This window comes from Shimazuella sp. NTD247, assembly GCF_059510415.1.
Window position 1 is genome coordinate 601,501 of record NZ_JCAJZU010000002.1, and the last position, 16,645, is coordinate 618,145.

Sequence of the window (16,645 nt, forward strand, 5' to 3'; positions counted from 1 at the left end):
AAACCTCCTCCCCATTAATCGTAACGAATCCGCGGGTCAAATACGCCGTAAAGGACATCTACCAGCAAATTCACTAAGCTAAAGACAATTGCACTAATTAATGTAAATGCTTGAATCGGTGCATAATCAGTAGACAATATCGAATCAGTAATGTATCCACCGACACCAGGCCAGCTAAAGATAGTCTCTGTAATGACAGCTCCACCGATCAAAAATCCAAACTGTAACCCAAGCAGCGTCAAAGTAGGAATAAAAGCATTGCTCAGTGCATGTTTGAGAATAACTTTGGATTCATGCATCCCTTTTGCCCGTGCTGTACGTATATAATCTTGTCCGATAACTTCTAGCATGCTTGAGCGCATCATTCTAGCAACAATCGCCATCGTTCCTGTGCTCAAACAGATCGCTGGCAAGATCAAGTGCATGAGCGAATCTTTCAACGCAATCATGTCTCCAGATAACAAACTGTCAATCACATAGAGCCCTGTAATTGTGGTTGGCGGGTTGATCCCATCACTGATCCGCCCCATCGGAGCAGGAAATATACTCCATTTCGAATAAAATAGGAAAATCAACATCAAACCTAGCCAAAAAATAGGAACACAAGCACCAATCAAAGAAAAAATTCGGGAAATATGGTCTAATATCGATTCCTTTTTTACTGCAGCAATAATTCCAACTGGAATCGCTACCAAAATAGCAATAACTATACTTACTAAAGTCAACTCGAGAGTAGCTGGAAATCGGGAAGCAAAGTCTTGCAATACGGTATGTCCGGTATGCCAAGCAGTCCCAAAATTACCTTGTATCAACTTTTTGACATAGTCGAAAAATTGTATATAGATCGGCTGATCTAATCCGAGTTCCACACGAATCTTTGCAACAACGTCTGGAGGAGCTTGTTCTCCAGCCATCATCACAGCTGGATCGCCTGGAAGTACACGGGATAAAACAAAAGTGATGAGAATAATTCCAATAATTCCAGGAATCATATACAACAAGCGTCTTAATATATATCCAAGCAACGTGTATACCTCCTTTTCATCTTGAATAAAAAACCAATCAGAAATGGTTTTCTACTTCATTCCCATAAACAATTACATTTGCCTTTGTAATTTTTCCAAGATCAAATCTTCGTAATTCTCAATCGATGGAAATACTCCTGTATTTTTTTTCCTTCTTCTCGCAAAATTGCTAAGATCGGCTTTACTCGATCTTTCTCCATACGATAAGCAGGACCAGACACGGTTAAAGAAGAAAATACTTCATTGCGGTAATTAAATAAAGGGATCGCAATACCAAAAACAGATTCGGTATACTCTCCCACCGAATAACACCATCCTTTTTGACGAATTGAAACCAAATCTTCTCTTAGTTTGTCCTCATCAATTACATGGTTTGGGATCACAGGAGCTAAGCCATGCTGGATAATATTTTCTTGAATATGATCCGCTAAATAAGCCATGATCACTTTATTGGATGCTCCAGCATACAATTGTGTCCGGCTGCCTAATGTTACTGCATACTTAATGCTTTGAGCACTTTCGGCAATATCCATACAGACACCCTCTTGTCCATCCAAAACCGTAAAAAATACCGATTCTCCAACCTTCTCACATATCTGCCCCAATACAGGATGGATAAGATCTTGAAGATGAATCTTTTCTTGTACCATCTGACCATACTGCCAAAAACTAATTCCGAGTTCATACTTTTGTGTCAATGGATCTTTCATCAGAAAACCCTTTTTTTCAAAGGTTGACAAAATTCGATGTACGACAGAGTGGCTCATTTGACACTCCTTCGCCAACTCACGAACTCCCCATGACGGGGTTTCTCTTGTGAAAAATTCTAATATATCCAAAGAATTTTCCAAAGTTTTTAGGCTCATAACATCACCTGTACCTATATTAGAAACAATGTTTCTTTTCTGTTAAAATGATTATATTAAAAACTTAATATAATATCCATAAATTTTTTTTAACATTAATATCCAACAGACACAGAGACACTACTATTCTCCCAGGAGTAATCATTTTTAATTTTCCCTGACAGTAACTGTCAGGGAAACACAGTATAATAAATGTTCAAAATAATGGATTTAAGGAGCATTCGAATGATAGAAGAAAATAGAAATAGACATCAGGTAGGTCTAGTCTGTATCCATGGAGCAGGTTTACGGAGCGGAATTTGGTCACAAGTGTCAGAACATTTAAATCAGCCAGTGTTACAGATTGATTTTCCACAGAAACCGAAAACAAATATCTCTCTTGAAGAATATATTCTTTATATTCAACAACAGATAGAAGGATGGGAGATCGATAAATTTATCATAGTAGCACATTCCATTGGAGGACTGCTGGGTTTAAAACTGGCATACCTATACCCAGACCGAATGATTGGATTTGTGGCAATTGGAGCAGCTATACCAAAAAATGGAGAATCCTTCCTTTCGATTTTCCCATTTGCAAAACGTCTTTTTATGCGGTTAATGTTACAGGTTTTTGGAACAAAACCCCCTAGTTCAGCGATTCTAAAGGGACTGTGCAATGATCTATCTGATGATCAGGCAATGAAAATAGTAAACTCTTTTTCCCCAGAGTCACTGCGACTTTATATCGATAAAATCAATGTTCCTATTCCTGATACAGCAAAAATGTATATAAAACTGATGAATGACAAAGAATTTCCACCAACGCTTCAAGACAAAATGATCGCCAATCTATGTACTAAAAATGTACTAAGCCTTAATACTGGGCACTTGCCTATGCTGAGTAATCCACAGGAATTAGCGCAAGTCATTCATAACTTTATCAACAATCCGAAGTGACACTCTGGCTAAAAAGGAAACGGATATTTTTATTTTTTTAATAAACAATGACCGACTGATATCCCAGCTACCAGTCGGTCAAACTTGCTTCTATGAAACTATGATGATTTTTATTTTCCCTATAATTTCATTTATTTCTCCTCTTCGTGGCACTTGCAGTACTGGAATACAATCATTTTTTATATCTATTTCGCTTCTATTTGATTTTGAAGTAAACCAATACAACGGCAATGGTGCTGGATCAGCTTGCACATTGTTTTGGATAGTTTGAATGGGAGCGATGATTACATCGCTATTTTCTGCTTGCAGTGATACTATTACTTTTATCTTTAATTTCTCAGAATAAACACACTCAACTTCTTTTGGTGATAGACAAAACGCTTCTCCTTCTTGATTAACTACCGTACAATCCTCTTCTAAACATTCTGACACTATTCCATTTTTTATCAACTGGTTTATGAGATATGATTTGCCTGACCCAGATTTTCCAAGTATCAAAACACCTTTATCTTTTGAGCCTTTCAACCTGCCAAGTGCTCCATGTACAGGAAAATAAGTTTCATCAACCAATAATTTTTCGGTAATAAAATGCCTCAGCCAATACCTCATACGATTCCAATAATATTGTTCTTGATCTGTGGATAAGAAATAATACTTTTTTGAGGCATCCCAAAGAAGCCAGTTTCTACCAAGGTGATGATACATACCAGATCCATTAGGAAAGGAGTAGTAATCCAGTAATATCTGTTTTTTCCGTTCCATGATTGTTGTAGTATACTGCTTCTTTCGTGTATCAGGTACTTGCCCTTCTGGAATAGATGTAATACTCCATAAGGTATTTTCTCTATCTTGATCATCAGTTGGAGTAAGGACAAACTGGCTCTCTTTTTCTATCAAGCTCCATGTTGGATGTTTACCTATTTTATTTATTAAATCTTCGATACGCTTTCACCGTCCTTTTTGTTCACTTGATCGATAAGTTACTTTAGCAGGTATTTGTTTATTAATTCCTGATATTACACACCCAATGTATAAATAAGTGCCATATTGCAAAGGATTTTTTGGATTTGTAGTTTTGGGACAATATAAAAAAGAACAAAGGAAAAAAAGAGGATAAAAGATTGTGAAGTGAAAAACGGTTTCATTCTATACGTAAAAAAAGATAATAATCTGCATTTCCGCATGTCTTATAAAAAATAAGCCCCTGTTACATCCCATAAAACGCAACATAACAGGGTGGAAGCTCAGTACTTCATGAGAATAGGAAGATGCTCCCATGCCTTGATGAATGCCACCTTATATGGTAGCGTTCGAGCATCCTTCAAGTTAATCCAATGATCTTCCTTTCCGAACACTGCCCGCAAAGACCAAACCTCGAATTCGAGAAAGGCTTCATCCCAGCTCAGTTCGTAAGTCTTCTGATCCGGGTTTGCCTTGAGTTTGTCCTCTAGGAAGGTAAGAAGCGTCATCATAGCGAAATCACTGCAAGATGCGTATCCGGGCTCGTATCCGTATCCTTCAACATAAAGACCGCCAAGATACCGCTTTATTACCTTCTCTGCCTGTTTTTTCGAGAACTCGATCTTGTGAATACCGAACAGCGACCGCTTCCACGAAAGCAAATGAAAATCCATCCTCTGCCAACGCTTGGAGCGATCCATACGGCGGTTCAGCCGGGAACGAAGTCCACTCATTGCATTTCCCTTCAAGTAAATAAGCTTCCTGTAGTTTCAGGATATATGAAACGCTGTTCTAGTTCAATTTCATTGTTGGGAAAAAAGTTTGAAGAGAAAAGGAGGAAGCAGATGTCAGAGGTAGACAAGCCCGGACAAATTATTATTTTAAACGGGGCACCACGGTCTGGGAAATCCAGTATTGCCACTGTGATTCAAAATACGTTTGAAGGTGTATGGATGAACATGGGAGTCGACCGCTTTATGCAGATGACCCCTGAACACTATCAGCCCGGGATTGGGCTTCGCCCTGGAGGAGAACGCCCTGATCTTGAACCGCTGGTTGTTACATTATATCAAGCGATGTATGAATCCATTGCTATTCACAGTCGTTTGGGGTTAAACGTTGTAGTTGATGTCGGTCATCATGATGAATATTCTGTCTCGAGAAAAATTCTTCCCCATTGTGCCCGAATACTGAAAGATCTGCCAGTTTTGTTGGTTGGTGTTCTTTGCCCGATCGAGGTTGTCATGCAGCGGCGAATTGCTACTTGGGGTACAGCTTACGAAAAGGATGGTTCGATCCCAAAAGCAGTAGAATTATGGCAAAAAGCTGTCCATATACCAGGGATTTATGATCTGGAAGTTGATACCTCAGTACTTAACTCAGAGGAATGTGCTAGATTGATCCGCCAACGGCTGGAAGACACTTCGCCTCCGACAGCTTTGCGGTATATTCAAAACATGGAATCGGAATAGCAATCAATGCAATAATTTGAGGATTTGTAGGTTGTTTTGTATTTTCACTTTCTATTCAGATTTACCTTATGAAATGTTTCCTGATTTTATAAACTCAATAAAAAAGACATCATATTAAAAATGTGATGTCTTTTAATCTATAGAAAAAGTAGTTTATCGCTCCGGATAGCAAGTCTAGTTAGAGAACTAAAGTTACTATCCGGTGGCTGAATTCCTTTTCTTATTTAAGGAAACTCAACCAGTTGATCCTGCCGAAGGTAGCTTCAGCACAGATTGATGTTGCGCTTGGGACGAAGGATGGTCTTACACACCCCGCCGATCTTCACACCATCCAGCGTGACACCGGCTTCGATTTCTTCCCCAGAGACGAAATAAATCCATCCCTTCGTAGAAGCAGCCAGTTTCTCCATCGTTTCCTTGCTGAGTTTGACGGTGAACAGCTCCGCCAGACGAAGGGTATCGATAGGATTGTTCTCGCTGTAGTGAGTGCTCTGACCTCGGTTCATTCCGTATCCGCTGAACTTGATCTTCATCCCCGCCAGATCGTCCATTGTAAGAACACTCGTCTCTTCAACGAGTTCCTCTTCGATTTCACGAACCGGCGAGAGTTCACGATCGATACGCTTGGAGAACCACTTCTTCAGATCCTCACAAGAACTCATGGGCAACTGGAAGCGAAGGTCATCTCCCTGCTCGAAGCTCTTTGCTCCGATACTGCGAAGATAATTCAGCCCTGCTGGGAATGCAGCGATTCCACCTCCGATCGGAGTCAGAACGCGCTTTCCGTGCCGGTCGAGCTGGTTCTTGTTGATCAGAAGCCCGTATCGGCCACCTTCATCCTGAAGGACGGCGAACCCAGCACAACTGATACGAATCATACCTTCGGACATTGTATTCTTTCCCTGCTACTAGTGGATCGGATAAGTAAAGTATAGTATAAAACAGATAAATCCAAAAGTTATAAATTCCAAACAGACGATCACATTGACCGACTCTACACTCACTCAAGTACTAGTTGTATCTATTTTTTCATCATGACACACGAAGTTGAGCCGAATGTGTTGTAGAATCCAGAAAAATGGTTTGTTAATACAATATTGAGCATGGAAACTATCTCATATTTAAATGACCTAATTTATCCTTTATAAAAAGCAGCCAGGCACACGAGGAACGTCCTCGTGTGCCCATATGACCCCAGAAGGTCGAGCGGCTTCAGAAGCTCAGTACAACCGGCTCGATACCGGCCTCTCTAAGCGATACCGGGTTGAACTCGTCGTCCAGCTGAACGTTCCTCGGAAGATGCCAAACTCGGATGCTGTCACCAGTGTTCTCGATGAGGGCTGCACCGGTGATGGGCGGCTTCAGACCGAGATCGCTCAGATCCAGAGCTGCCATCTTTGCACGGCGCCAGATCTTGATCCGCTGTGCATTGTGAGGCAGTTCGTATACCGCGTCATCGGCGACGACGGCGATATAGGTAAAGCCGAGCGCCTTCTTGGTAACCTTCCGGATACCATTTTCGAAGGTCAGCGTTACCTCCTGATCGTTGTACGCGGCGGCAATACGCATGACTCTCCTTCCACTCCAGACTTTCTGGAGTCAACTACGATTATTATATTCCAAAAGGCGATAATTCTCAAAGAATTCAAGCTGATTGTTTTTACACAGCCAAGAATGCCAAGCCCTTTTGGAGTCAAAAAATCAGCGTTTTTTTTGTGCGACAAAAAGGGACATTCCGCATTTCACACATTGCAAATCCAACAAATTGAGATACAATACTGTATATTTTGTATAATAGGTATACAAAGGTATGTGGAGGCGTTGGGATGACTTTTACAGGTGTGTTTGAAAATGTTATCGCAAATTTAGTAGCTGCTGCCCTCGTTGGAGGGGTTGCTTATTTGCTTTTGTACTTGCGAATGTCTGGAGTATTCCAAAGAATCCGCCGTCTCATTCATCCAGATGAGCGGGTATTTTTTTTAGAGAATCATTCCATTGAAAAACTAAAAAAAGTGGATGTAACTCCTTTTCATTCCCCTCTTACAAAGATAGAACGAGAATATCTGGTAGAGTTTTATGGGAAAAGAAATGGCTCCAATCCACATAATGGGTCTTGTGTTCGGCTAGATGGGATAACAAAAACCAATAAAGGACTGGAAATGCAAATTTCCTTGGTAGATTTTTATGATTTTATTACTACCAACCTGACTGTTTACCCAGCAAATGCCCCCATTCGATCATTTCGAAATCAAATCGCTACGGTTATTCGCTCATTTCGTCTTTTTACCGTAATGGATCAAGTGATTGGTGAAGTGAAAAGATATGGTTCTCCCCATAAAGTAGAAGATGTTTTGCAAAACAAAGCATTGGCGAATATCGTTGCGGTGAGCGTTTTAATCGTTGATAAGGAAGGGAAAATCGGGATTGTAAAACGTACAAAAAACGTCGCAGTATCTTCTGGAAGTTTTGGCATGGCTTGTGCTGGCACGGTAAACGAAATAGATTTTACAGCAGAAGATCCCTTTTTATCCTGTGTTTTAAGAGAAATAGAGGAAGAATGTAATATTATAATTAATGATGCTCAGTTTGATGGTATTGTAGTTCCAACACAAAAAATGCAGCCTATATTCCTTTATCATGTAAAGTTAGAAACCACTTGGGAAGAACACTATTCTGAGATGATTAAAGCCAAAGATTATGCTTTTGAAACCGAGTCACTCTATGCTGTACCATTGGAACAATGCATCCAATTTGCCGCGCAAGCACGTATGACCGATACTGCCGCCTTCCAGATTAAAAAATATGCAGAAGATAACGGCTATAGTTCTCAATGGTATCTAAGTATGATCAAACCGATGAGAAAGAAAAAGTTTTTATGTAAAGTTTCTAATACCAGTCTCACAAACACTTATGGAATAAATAAACCTTTGTGATGTAAATTAAGATTGAGGATATTTTGTTCTCCTTTAAAAAGGTAGAAGCCTTTAACAAAAAGGGCTTATACTTTTTTCTAAAAAAACCAATGCAAATAAACTTTCTGAATGCATTGGTTTCCTTTCTTACCTCGATCGAGAAAAGGTTCTAATCTATATTGATCATCACGATAATATTGAATTCGGTGCTGAACTCACGAGCAAGGCTCGATTGTCCAGCGACCGGTTCCGCCGCCTGAGGATCACGACGAAAAATAGTTTTCCCTGACATCTGCCGGAATGCTGTCGTACACAAGCACGGCAGACTGGCGGAGATCCAAGTTGGACGACCTGATGAAGCCGACTACGTACGCGAAGCGCACGATGTCGAACACTTCCTCAGCTGAGAAATGCTGACCCCTCCTCTCGAGGGTACGGTTCGCGTCGTTGGCGCCCTCCAGGGCGAGAATGAAAGCACGTCGGCGGATCTCATCGAGCTCGACGTTTGCTTTCACCATATCCTTCAGCTCCCCGGACCTGCGAACCCGCGCGGCAGCGATATGGAAAATGAACATCCAATCCATCGAGTACACCCGCGACTGCGATCCAGCGGTGAGCTCATTTGACATGATCAACTCCTTTTGGCGGAACCAGTATATAAATCTTATCATAATTTGCTTTCTTAACGCATCATTCAATTTAATGGGTATCTGTTTTTTCATACAACTTTCCCATTTAAATTTAATAAATACTACAAATTAGAATCCCTCTTAAAAATTCAAGTAAGCAGCTCCAGCAAATAGCGTTCTTGCTGACGCATATTCTCTTTTGACTAATCGTCGTTATCGATTTTTCTATACCGCAAACTCATCACAGCACTCATTCTGTTTTCTATTTGCTACGTATTTATTTAAGCCAAATAGCCAACACCCCATTACAATGCAAATATTATACGACAAGAGAACCGTCCCTTTGTCGCAAAAAGATTAGGAGCTGTGCTCATATATACACATGCTTTTCTTTTTATTGTCTTCTTTCTTCCACATCGTTAATTTATCATTCGTAATAAAGTTATCCTCTAGCTCAAAGTTAAATTTTTGATCTGTTGTATTGATGTAATATACTTCTTTTCCTGTGCCTACGTCATAAAATGGCCCAAGCTCACTTCCATCATTCTTAACAAAAATAACATTATTCCCTGAACCAACTTGATAGGCGAATTTTAATTGGACAGGGCAATCACTTTTATTATTCGTTAGAGACCATGTACCAGATAAATCTATATCACCAAAAAAATTTCTACTGCAACCCATACTAAAAACGAAAAGTAATAGTACAGGTATAGAAACAAAAGTCCTCTTCAAAAAAACAACCTCCTATTAACTATGTTGGCATGCTTCTAGTTCCAATGATGGTACTCTATTTCCTGATGTGTTGTATAACTAGTAGACTGATAGGAGCCTTAACAGTAGAAAATAAAAACTAACACTAAATGCAAACCTTCGTTTGCTAGTGTTAGATCTCACTAAATATCACTACTATAAAAATGAGCCCCTGTTACATCCCATACTTGCTGACATAACAGGGTGGAAGCTCAGTACTTCTCGGGATTCAGGACGACCGCCCATGCCTCAGCGAATGCCAGCTTGTAAGAGATCACCCGGTTGTCCTTCGACCACGGCTGATACTCGGAACCGAGCACCGCCTTCAAGGAGTGACACTCGAACGTAAGCAAGGACTCCCTCCAAGTCAGCTCGTAAGAGTCCTGCCCGGGGTTTTCCTTGACCTTGTCTTCCATCATTTCCAAGAGCACCAGCATCGCGAAATCACTCTCGTTCGCGTACTGCGGAGCATGACCGTACACAGCCGAGAAGAGCTTTCCATGCTTCTGCTGGAGCAGACTGTCTGCTTCGTCCGCGGAGAACGAGATCGTCTGAGACTGCTGCATCCACCGCTTCAGCGAGAGGAGACAGATGCGCGCTCTCCAACGCATGAAACGAATCTTCTGCCGCAGCCAAATTCGAAAACTCATCACCGTATTTCCCTTCACCAGTAAAAGCTTCCTGTATTCTCAATATATATGATCATCTATTTCTATTCAATATTTTTACTCGTTGACAACTCCATACGACTAAAGCCGTATGGAGTTGTCAAATCAAATAATAAGTTTAAGTAACAAAATCAACTTTGCTAATTTCTTTTAGGAAATCTATTCACTTGGAAACAATCCTAATTCTACTTTTGTTTCCATTTAGCCTTCATCCAAACAACAAAAAGGCTTTGAGATTGCTTCCAAAGCCTTTTTATTTATTACCTTCTAATGAATTTTGCACCTTTTCAAAGACGTTCATTGATCTATATGAACCAATTCAAATTTGCTTGAGTCTGCTCAAAGATTGAACTTTGAGCAGACGAGGCTCCTAAAGGAACCCGCAGATCGAAAGAAAACTAGGAGACAACGCTACAGAGGGCTGCATCGATTGATAACTTTCACTCCGCTGAAATTTTTGAATTTACCTCCAGGACTGACAGAGCCACCCCTGTTATCAAAATTGCCTCGCTTGCCTCGTGCTACAGAAACGGTGTGAGTTTCTGCAGACAGATTAAAGCGAAGCTGTGTACCAAATTCAGGAGTATTGATAATATTAGCGGCAGCCATACCCAGCGGGTCTTTCGACCACTTCTCCAGATCATCATCTGTGAAGATAACCTCAACAACCTGGCCGTCCTTCTTAACTGTCTCCATCAGCAGTAAACTCCCATTTTCCAGACGATATTTCCATTTAAAGATAATACGAAATCTATTTATAATCAATACTTTCTAATTTTTTGAGTGGAGCTATCTTGACATCCAAAGGATAAACTAAAATTTCACATGGTAAAATGGTAGTTCTCTAAATTGCGTACCCGCTAGTCCAATGTCAAATTAATGACAGAGATTAGCGGGTACAGTGTCTCTTCAAACAAATTTTATCTATTTGTCTCATAGCGCAGCTTGAAAGCGACCTCATGTTCTAGAATCTCAGAGATTATGGAAGCATGTTTCTTCAAACCTTTTTTCTCTAGACATCCATGCAATTCTTGCAAGAAATTGATTTCCTGATCTATCATGCACAGAGGAAACGTCAATCCATGAAAATCATCATCGTTCAAACTTTTAGCCTATTCTGGTTGAAAATTCCGCCTAGACTGCGGTTCGATTTCCGATGATATTGGAGGACTGCTTCCTTGAGTTTATAAAACTTTCGGCGGAGTTCTTGAACATCAAAACCTGTATGCTCCAGATGCTGGATTGCTTCAGTAATTGTCTTATTCCAGTAGGTAAGAGCATATTTCTGATAGTCTTTTGACATATCCTACTCCTGATGAATGAGCAACTATTCCCACGTTTATTCTAACATACCCATTTGTACAGCAAAAATCATTTAAGATTACTCCCAAAGGAATACAAACAGTATGTGCGACAAGTGGACGGTTCTGTTGTCGCATTGCTAATTGAACCTCTTTTTCAAAAAATAGGTAAACTCCCTACATATTGTAAAGACTTAAAAAATCGACCCCAACTAAATACTATGGATAAATAATTTTATGTTTCGAGCTCCCTTGACTCAAAAAATTAAATTCCCTATACTGTTAAGGAATGATCATTCCAATATAAGGAGACGGTGAATTTGCGTCCAATTGAATTTAATTACGACGAGATAGTGGACACAGCTATGAAAGTTTTTTGGGAACATGGTTATTTTGCTACATCAATCCAAGATTTGGTCGAGAATACAGGTTTAAGTCGAAGCAGTATTTATAATGCATTCGGGAACAAATATGAGCTGTATCAAAGTACGCTTCGCCGATATCAAAAGCTCAGAGCTTCACAGATTGCATTGTTATTTGAACCTGGTACAGTTAAAGAGCGGGTGCGCAATTTATTGATGGATGTAGTCGAGGAAGAAATAAGTGATAAAAAAGGGTTTGGATGTATGACTGCGAACGCTGCCCTTGAACACGCATGCCAAGATGAAAAGATAGCTGTGATTGTCGCTGAAAATTTCAATTATTTAGAGATGGCTTTATATGGGGTATTTCGCAGTGCCCAAGAAAACGGAGAAATTCCTCCGCATAAAAATGTCCGTGCAATGGCACGGTTTATATTAAACACAATACAAGGGTTACGAGTATTAAGTAAAGGCTGTCATGGAAAAAATAAACGAGCTACATTGATCGATATAGTGGATGTAACAGTCGATGCAATCTAGTGTATTTGTTTGAATTTCAATAAGTTCGAAACTGTATTTTATGCAGGTATTTTTTTGCATTATTTGGTACGATCATTCCAAAAATAGGCTTTAGGAGGTTATTAAATTGATTAAAAAAATAATTGCGGTTTTAGGTACTGGTATTATTGGTGCACCTATAGCGAGAAATTTACAAAACCATTCATTTGACGTACGAGTCTGGAATCGAACACGTTCGAAAGCTGAGACACTTGCTTCCTATGGTATTGATGTAGTTGACACACCTGAAGAAGCGATTCAAGGGGCTGATATTATCATAACAATTCTCAAGGATGGTCCTGTTGTATTAGATACGATGAAATCAGCTGCATCTGCTTTACGCCAAGGAACTGTTTGGATTCAGGCAAGCACTGTAGGAATAACAGCTATCGATGAATTAGCTGTCTTTGCAGAGCAGCATGGGCTGATATTTTATGATGCGCCTGTTCAAGGAACACGTCAACCTGCAGAACAAGGGCAATTGATCATTCTTGCATCGGGACCGATCAAACAACGAGAAGCTGTACAGCAAGTGTTTGATGCTATTGGCAAACGAACCGTATGGGTATCAGAGCAAATCGGAAAAAGTAGTCGACTTAAGTTAGCACTAAATAGTTGGGCATTTACACTGACTCATGGTGTTGCGGAAAGTCTTGCAATTGCAAAAGGGCTGGGAGTTGATCCAAACCTCGTCGTAGATGTAGTAAATGGAGGCCCAATGGATAGTGCATACTTTCAATTGAAGGCTGCATCCATCCTTGCAAATGACTATACCCCTAGCTTTTCTATTAAAAATGCGGCCAAAGATGCGAAGCTAGTAGTGGAAGCAGCTGAACAGGCAGGAGTACTCGTGGATACTACTGTTGCTGGGCTTAATCGATTTAATCGTTCCCTTGAAGCTGGGCACGGGGACAAAGACATGGCTGCTTCTGGACTAGGAAAAGAAGAGTGATGAAGATGCAAAAAAATAATAAATTGATTTTTGCTGACATAGAAGATCTTCCAAAAGAAGATGGAATGCCCATATGGCGACTATTAATATTTACAATGTCTGGTTTTATTACAATCATGACAGAAAACATGCCAGCGGGTCTACTCCCACAAATTGGTCATGGTCTTGGCATATCAGAATCGTTAACTGGCCAACTTGTATCGCTGTATGCCATTGGCTCTGTAGTAGCGGCAATTCCACTCATAGCTGTTACTCGAAGCTGGCCGAGAAAGAAGGTCTTCCTGCTTGCAATCAGCGGAATATTTCTTTTTAATGCAATCACTGCTTTATCTACCAACTATATAGTGACACTAATAGCAAGATTCATTGCTGGTATGGCTGCAGGTTTGACATGGGGACTATTACCTGGATATTCAAGAAAAATGGTTCCATTTCATGTGCAAGGGCGTGCTTTGGCAATAGTGGGAGTAGGCCAACCGATTGCGCTGTCATTTGGTGTACCTCTTGGTACTTGGTTGGGAACATTTTTCGATTGGCGAGGTATTTTTGGTATTATGTCCGCACTTGCATTTGTTGTTATTGTGTGGGGATTAATTGCGTTACCTGAGTATCCAGGCCAGACAGAACGTAATCACTATTCTATCCGTAAAACATTTAAGACTCCTGGTGTAATCTCGATATTGTTTGTGCTTTTTCTTTGGATATGGGCACACAACATCCTATATACTTATATCTCGTCATTTACGACATATGTCGGGATAAGCAATCGCTTAGATCTGGTTCTATTGATCTTTGGAATCTCATCTATTTTCGGAATTTGGATCATTGGAGTTATGGTTGACAATTGGCTTCGAATACTGACAATTATCAGTCTCGTATTATTTGCCATAGCATCCTTACTATTAGGGCTTTCCAACAAAGAACCATTCATTATCTATTTAGCTGTTTCTATTTGGGGATTAACTTTCGGTGGTGCTCCCACGTTATTGCAAACAGCGCTTGCAGATGCTGCTGGTGAAGGAGCAGATGTGGCGCAGTCTATGCTGGTAACTATTTTTAACCTCGCAGTTGCCGGCGGCGGTATTGTTGGTGCAATTTTATTAGGGAAAACAGGAGCAGGATCTTTTCCTTGGGTACTCTTGTTTTTAAGTGTTATTAGTATATTTACGGTATGGTTCAAAAAACAGGCTTTTAAGTCAGGCCGTCGGGCAACCAATTAAAAATTATATGCATGATGAGTTACATATTGATCCCAAATCTCGTTTGATAGGACTCATCAAAAAGTCCCCTCCTTTTGCAACCATTTGTAGTAAATGCGAGAAATGGAAAATAAGACTCTGGCAGTTAATAAATAATTTGTGCATAGTTGTACTTTACCCATAATGCAAAGCCTTTGAGTAAAATCCCAAAGGCTTTTTACTATCCTATGCTGGAATATCTCCAACTCGCTGGGGTGATTCTTTCCCAGATTATTGTTGTTGCTGCGGTTCCATCGTTCATCACTCAACCCCTGCACTTGGTGGTGTATGAGCAGGGACTGCCGACAGGTATGATCGTCACCTTGTATGCCATGACAACCCTTCTGTGCACCTTGTTCGTCGGAAACATTACAGAGCAATATGGCCCTCAGCGACTGTTGCTCATCTTCTTGCCTTGCTTGGCTGGAGTATATGGATTGTATCCCTTTGCTCATAGTCTTCACGCATATATGGCAATCCGGGTACTAAATGGTGTGCTGTTTTCCCAAGTAAAATGCCATTTTGGTATTTGTCCGTATGAGAGTCTTGTCCGCTAGTGAAGGATTTCGAGCCAAGATTCATGGGCTGATCAGCGGTCTGAACTATCTTGGTGCAGGAGTTGCCACGGTCTATGGACTGAAGCTCGTCCATCACCTCCATCTGCTCTGGCTTCTCGCTGTATGTTTCGGTGGACTGGCTGCCGTGGTTGTCTCTTGGGTAATCCTAGCTGATCGCTATAACCGTCGAGAAAAAAGATATTGGCGGTGGAAAATCAAGAAATCCGTACTAACACTGATTCGTTGGCCACAAAAATCCTTTAACAAGAAGGCATTGATTGCAGCCCTTCCCGATGTAGGGATCAGTTCAGCGTACTGGGCTTTTCTCACCTACTTTACTCCATATGTAGGCGATCGTTCTGGCATGATTTTCTTCGTGTCAGAGGTGGTGAATGGAGCCTTGTCGATTACGATCATGCACAAACTGGTAGTCCGCTGGAATAAAGTCGTGATCACAAGTGGGATCCTGCTTTTGATCCTGAGTTTTATCTTGATCAATAAGAATGATCCTTTTTGGCTGCTTTTGTTGATTGGGATGCTCATCGGAATGTCCATGTCCGGTACAGGACTTGCCATCTTGGAGAAGGTAAACCAGACAGCAAAACGGCTGGGAACAGCAAACGCTACTGGTACTGCCATGAAGCAGCTCGGCGGGGTCATTGGTCCCGCATATGCTGGTCTTATGTGGGGACTGTTGGGCGCAGACCATATGTGGTTCGCCATCGTCCCTCTCTTGATGGCTTCCTTGGGATTCCTTTACTTCATCAAGCCAAAGCAAAAACGAAGTAGAGGGAAGAGGATTACCAAGTACTCTTCTCGATGGCTCTTGTTGAAAATGTGGCTGAACGAAGAGTATTATATGCGATTGGATAAACTGCACATCGCGTATGCAGTTTATGGGAGACCACTTGTTTCCTTTGAGCAGTACCAGAGGGAACTCGGGCTGGATCTTCAAGTCGCCATCCATCATTTTCAAAAGTGTATGTTTCTTCTGTTGAAGATGGTGGAAAGAAACGGTAAAAAATCACAATTCGACCAGCGCATTTGTCTGCGTGCATTGCGCTGGTCGAAAGAAAGTGCGGAAGAGTACCAGGACTGTCAATCACCTTCGTGCTAAGCAGTCAAGGATCACAATACGTCAAAAAGCAGTTGATGAGTATCAAGATCTTAAACTACTGAATGAATTGCATGAGTTCGACTTTTCTCCAGAAATTGAGTACCTAGAAAAGGTTTATGCAAAAGAGATCAATGCTTGTCTTTATCAGGCTGAACTGGATAGAAGAAGGTACCAAGTTTGGCTGGAGGAACGCCAGGCAATCCAGTCTAATTGGAGCCCTTCCGCTTCAATAATTGGCTGCCCTCTAAAGTAATTAATAAAACTCCCACTAATTTGGAACCAGAGGGTTCATCTGGCTAGACAGTAACACGCTGTTAGCCACTCCATTTTATCGCA

Annotated in this window: 20 protein-coding genes; 9 read left to right on the top strand and 11 right to left on the bottom strand. The window is 40.8% G+C overall.

What is annotated here, in order from left to right:
- Positions 1-14 precede the first annotated feature (14 nt).
- Both AC5WOC_RS07645 and AC5WOC_RS07650 read right to left on the bottom strand, forming a co-directional pair.
- The gene (locus tag AC5WOC_RS07645) at positions 15-1,025 is read right to left on the bottom strand and encodes an ABC transporter permease (RefSeq protein ID WP_496054802.1); all 1,011 of its coding nucleotides are present in this window, start codon (positions 1,023-1,025) and stop codon (positions 15-17) included.
- Positions 1,026-1,126: 101 nt separating this feature from the next.
- On the bottom strand, positions 1,127-1,891 hold the full coding sequence (locus tag AC5WOC_RS07650; RefSeq protein ID WP_496054803.1) for an IclR family transcriptional regulator: 765 nt from the start codon (positions 1,889-1,891) through the stop codon (positions 1,127-1,129).
- A 225-nt stretch (positions 1,892-2,116) separates the two neighbouring features.
- Between AC5WOC_RS07650 and AC5WOC_RS07655 the strand changes: the two genes are divergently transcribed.
- Positions 2,117-2,830 (top strand): alpha/beta fold hydrolase, encoded by a 714-nt coding sequence (locus AC5WOC_RS07655; protein WP_496054804.1) that lies wholly within the window; start codon positions 2,117-2,119, stop codon positions 2,828-2,830.
- Between the two features lie 90 nt (positions 2,831-2,920).
- Here the strand turns inward: AC5WOC_RS07655 and AC5WOC_RS07660 are convergent, their stop codons facing one another.
- Complete coding sequence (locus AC5WOC_RS07660) at positions 2,921-3,727, bottom strand: hypothetical protein (RefSeq protein WP_496054805.1); 807 nt, start codon at positions 3,725-3,727, stop codon at positions 2,921-2,923.
- 347 nt (positions 3,728-4,074) lie between these two features.
- Complete coding sequence (locus AC5WOC_RS07665; RefSeq protein WP_496054806.1) at positions 4,075-4,524, bottom strand: hypothetical protein; 450 nt, start codon at positions 4,522-4,524, stop codon at positions 4,075-4,077.
- Positions 4,525-4,635: 111 nt separating this feature from the next.
- On the opposite strand from AC5WOC_RS07665, the gene AC5WOC_RS07670 reads away from it, so the two are divergent.
- Positions 4,636-5,262, top strand: coding sequence for a chloramphenicol phosphotransferase CPT family protein (locus tag AC5WOC_RS07670; RefSeq protein ID WP_496054807.1), 627 nt, complete (start codon positions 4,636-4,638; stop codon positions 5,260-5,262).
- 263 nt (positions 5,263-5,525) lie between these two features.
- On the opposite strand, the gene AC5WOC_RS07675 is transcribed toward AC5WOC_RS07670, so the two are convergent.
- A complete protein-coding gene (locus tag AC5WOC_RS07675; protein ID WP_496054808.1) occupies positions 5,526-6,152 on the bottom strand; it encodes an SMODS-associated NUDIX domain-containing protein in 627 nt (208 codons plus the stop codon).
- A 322-nt stretch (positions 6,153-6,474) separates the two neighbouring features.
- Complete coding sequence (locus tag AC5WOC_RS07680) at positions 6,475-6,831, bottom strand: hypothetical protein (protein WP_496054809.1); 357 nt, start codon at positions 6,829-6,831, stop codon at positions 6,475-6,477.
- Between the two features lie 257 nt (positions 6,832-7,088).
- On the opposite strand from AC5WOC_RS07680, the gene AC5WOC_RS07685 reads away from it, so the two are divergent.
- Positions 7,089-8,195, top strand: a complete 1,107-nt coding sequence (locus tag AC5WOC_RS07685; protein ID WP_496054810.1) for a hypothetical protein — start codon at positions 7,089-7,091, stop codon at positions 8,193-8,195.
- Positions 8,196-8,437: 242 nt separating this feature from the next.
- Here the strand turns inward: AC5WOC_RS07685 and AC5WOC_RS07690 are convergent, their stop codons facing one another.
- The 5 genes from AC5WOC_RS07690 to AC5WOC_RS07710 all read right to left on the bottom strand — a co-directional run bounded on the left by AC5WOC_RS07690 (position 8,438) and on the right by AC5WOC_RS07710 (position 11,527).
- The gene (locus tag AC5WOC_RS07690) at positions 8,438-8,803 is read right to left on the bottom strand and encodes a hypothetical protein (protein ID WP_496054811.1); all 366 of its coding nucleotides are present in this window, start codon (positions 8,801-8,803) and stop codon (positions 8,438-8,440) included.
- A 357-nt stretch (positions 8,804-9,160) separates the two neighbouring features.
- Positions 9,161-9,538 carry a hypothetical protein gene (locus AC5WOC_RS07695; protein ID WP_496054812.1) on the bottom strand — a complete coding sequence of 126 codons (378 nt, stop codon included), beginning with the start codon at positions 9,536-9,538 and terminating at the stop codon, positions 9,161-9,163.
- A 230-nt stretch (positions 9,539-9,768) separates the two neighbouring features.
- Positions 9,769-10,224 (bottom strand): hypothetical protein, encoded by a 456-nt coding sequence (locus AC5WOC_RS07700; RefSeq protein WP_496054813.1) that lies wholly within the window; start codon positions 10,222-10,224, stop codon positions 9,769-9,771.
- Between the two features lie 411 nt (positions 10,225-10,635).
- Entirely contained in the window at positions 10,636-10,920 is a 285-nt protein-coding gene (locus AC5WOC_RS07705; protein ID WP_496054814.1) for a hypothetical protein, read from the bottom strand.
- A 403-nt stretch (positions 10,921-11,323) separates the two neighbouring features.
- Positions 11,324-11,527 carry a hypothetical protein gene (locus AC5WOC_RS07710; RefSeq protein ID WP_496054815.1) on the bottom strand — a complete coding sequence of 68 codons (204 nt, stop codon included), beginning with the start codon at positions 11,525-11,527 and terminating at the stop codon, positions 11,324-11,326.
- 312 nt (positions 11,528-11,839) lie between these two features.
- Here AC5WOC_RS07710 and AC5WOC_RS07715 point away from each other — a divergent pair, with 312 nt between their 5' ends.
- The 6 genes from AC5WOC_RS07715 to AC5WOC_RS07740 all read left to right on the top strand — a co-directional run bounded on the left by AC5WOC_RS07715 (position 11,840) and on the right by AC5WOC_RS07740 (position 16,562).
- Positions 11,840-12,427 carry a TetR/AcrR family transcriptional regulator gene (locus tag AC5WOC_RS07715; RefSeq protein ID WP_496054816.1) on the top strand — a complete coding sequence of 196 codons (588 nt, stop codon included), beginning with the start codon at positions 11,840-11,842 and terminating at the stop codon, positions 12,425-12,427.
- Between the two features lie 106 nt (positions 12,428-12,533).
- On the top strand, positions 12,534-13,397 hold the full coding sequence (locus tag AC5WOC_RS07720) for an NAD(P)-dependent oxidoreductase (protein ID WP_496054817.1): 864 nt from the start codon (positions 12,534-12,536) through the stop codon (positions 13,395-13,397).
- 5 nt (positions 13,398-13,402) lie between these two features.
- Complete coding sequence (locus AC5WOC_RS07725) at positions 13,403-14,617, top strand: MFS transporter (protein WP_496054818.1); 1,215 nt, start codon at positions 13,403-13,405, stop codon at positions 14,615-14,617.
- A 173-nt stretch (positions 14,618-14,790) separates the two neighbouring features.
- Entirely contained in the window at positions 14,791-15,192 is a 402-nt protein-coding gene (locus AC5WOC_RS07730; RefSeq protein WP_496054819.1) for a hypothetical protein, read from the top strand.
- A complete protein-coding gene (locus tag AC5WOC_RS07735) occupies positions 15,173-16,309 on the top strand; it encodes an MFS transporter (protein WP_496054820.1) in 1,137 nt (378 codons plus the stop codon). The genes AC5WOC_RS07730 and AC5WOC_RS07735 overlap by 20 nt, the downstream gene beginning before the upstream one ends.
- Positions 16,269-16,562, top strand: coding sequence for a hypothetical protein (locus tag AC5WOC_RS07740; protein WP_496054821.1), 294 nt, complete (start codon positions 16,269-16,271; stop codon positions 16,560-16,562). Before AC5WOC_RS07735 ends, AC5WOC_RS07740 begins: the two co-directional genes overlap by 41 nt.
- Positions 16,563-16,645 lie beyond the last annotated feature (83 nt).

What these genes read in the sequence shown, in the direction of transcription:
- AC5WOC_RS07725 (WP_496054818.1), top strand. Translation starts at nt 13,403, where the DNA reads ATGCAAAAAAATAATAAATTGATTTTTGCTGACATAGAAGATCTTCCA.
- AC5WOC_RS07665 (WP_496054806.1), bottom strand. Translation starts at nt 4,524, where the DNA reads ATGAGTGGACTTCGTTCCCGGCTGAACCGCCGTATGGATCGCTCCAAG.
- AC5WOC_RS07685 (WP_496054810.1), top strand. Translation starts at nt 7,089, where the DNA reads ATGACTTTTACAGGTGTGTTTGAAAATGTTATCGCAAATTTAGTAGCT.
- AC5WOC_RS07690 (WP_496054811.1), bottom strand. Translation starts at nt 8,803, where the DNA reads ATGTCAAATGAGCTCACCGCTGGATCGCAGTCGCGGGTGTACTCGATG.
- AC5WOC_RS07680 (WP_496054809.1), bottom strand. Translation starts at nt 6,831, where the DNA reads ATGCGTATTGCCGCCGCGTACAACGATCAGGAGGTAACGCTGACCTTC.
- AC5WOC_RS07655 (WP_496054804.1), top strand. Translation starts at nt 2,117, where the DNA reads ATGATAGAAGAAAATAGAAATAGACATCAGGTAGGTCTAGTCTGTATC.
- AC5WOC_RS07735 (WP_496054820.1), top strand. Translation starts at nt 15,173, where the DNA reads ATGAGAGTCTTGTCCGCTAGTGAAGGATTTCGAGCCAAGATTCATGGG.
- AC5WOC_RS07710 (WP_496054815.1), bottom strand. Translation starts at nt 11,527, where the DNA reads ATGTCAAAAGACTATCAGAAATATGCTCTTACCTACTGGAATAAGACA.
- AC5WOC_RS07675 (WP_496054808.1), bottom strand. Translation starts at nt 6,152, where the DNA reads ATGTCCGAAGGTATGATTCGTATCAGTTGTGCTGGGTTCGCCGTCCTT.
- AC5WOC_RS07670 (WP_496054807.1), top strand. Translation starts at nt 4,636, where the DNA reads ATGTCAGAGGTAGACAAGCCCGGACAAATTATTATTTTAAACGGGGCA.
- AC5WOC_RS07705 (WP_496054814.1), bottom strand. Translation starts at nt 10,920, where the DNA reads ATGGAGACAGTTAAGAAGGACGGCCAGGTTGTTGAGGTTATCTTCACA.
- AC5WOC_RS07650 (WP_496054803.1), bottom strand. Translation starts at nt 1,891, where the DNA reads ATGAGCCTAAAAACTTTGGAAAATTCTTTGGATATATTAGAATTTTTC.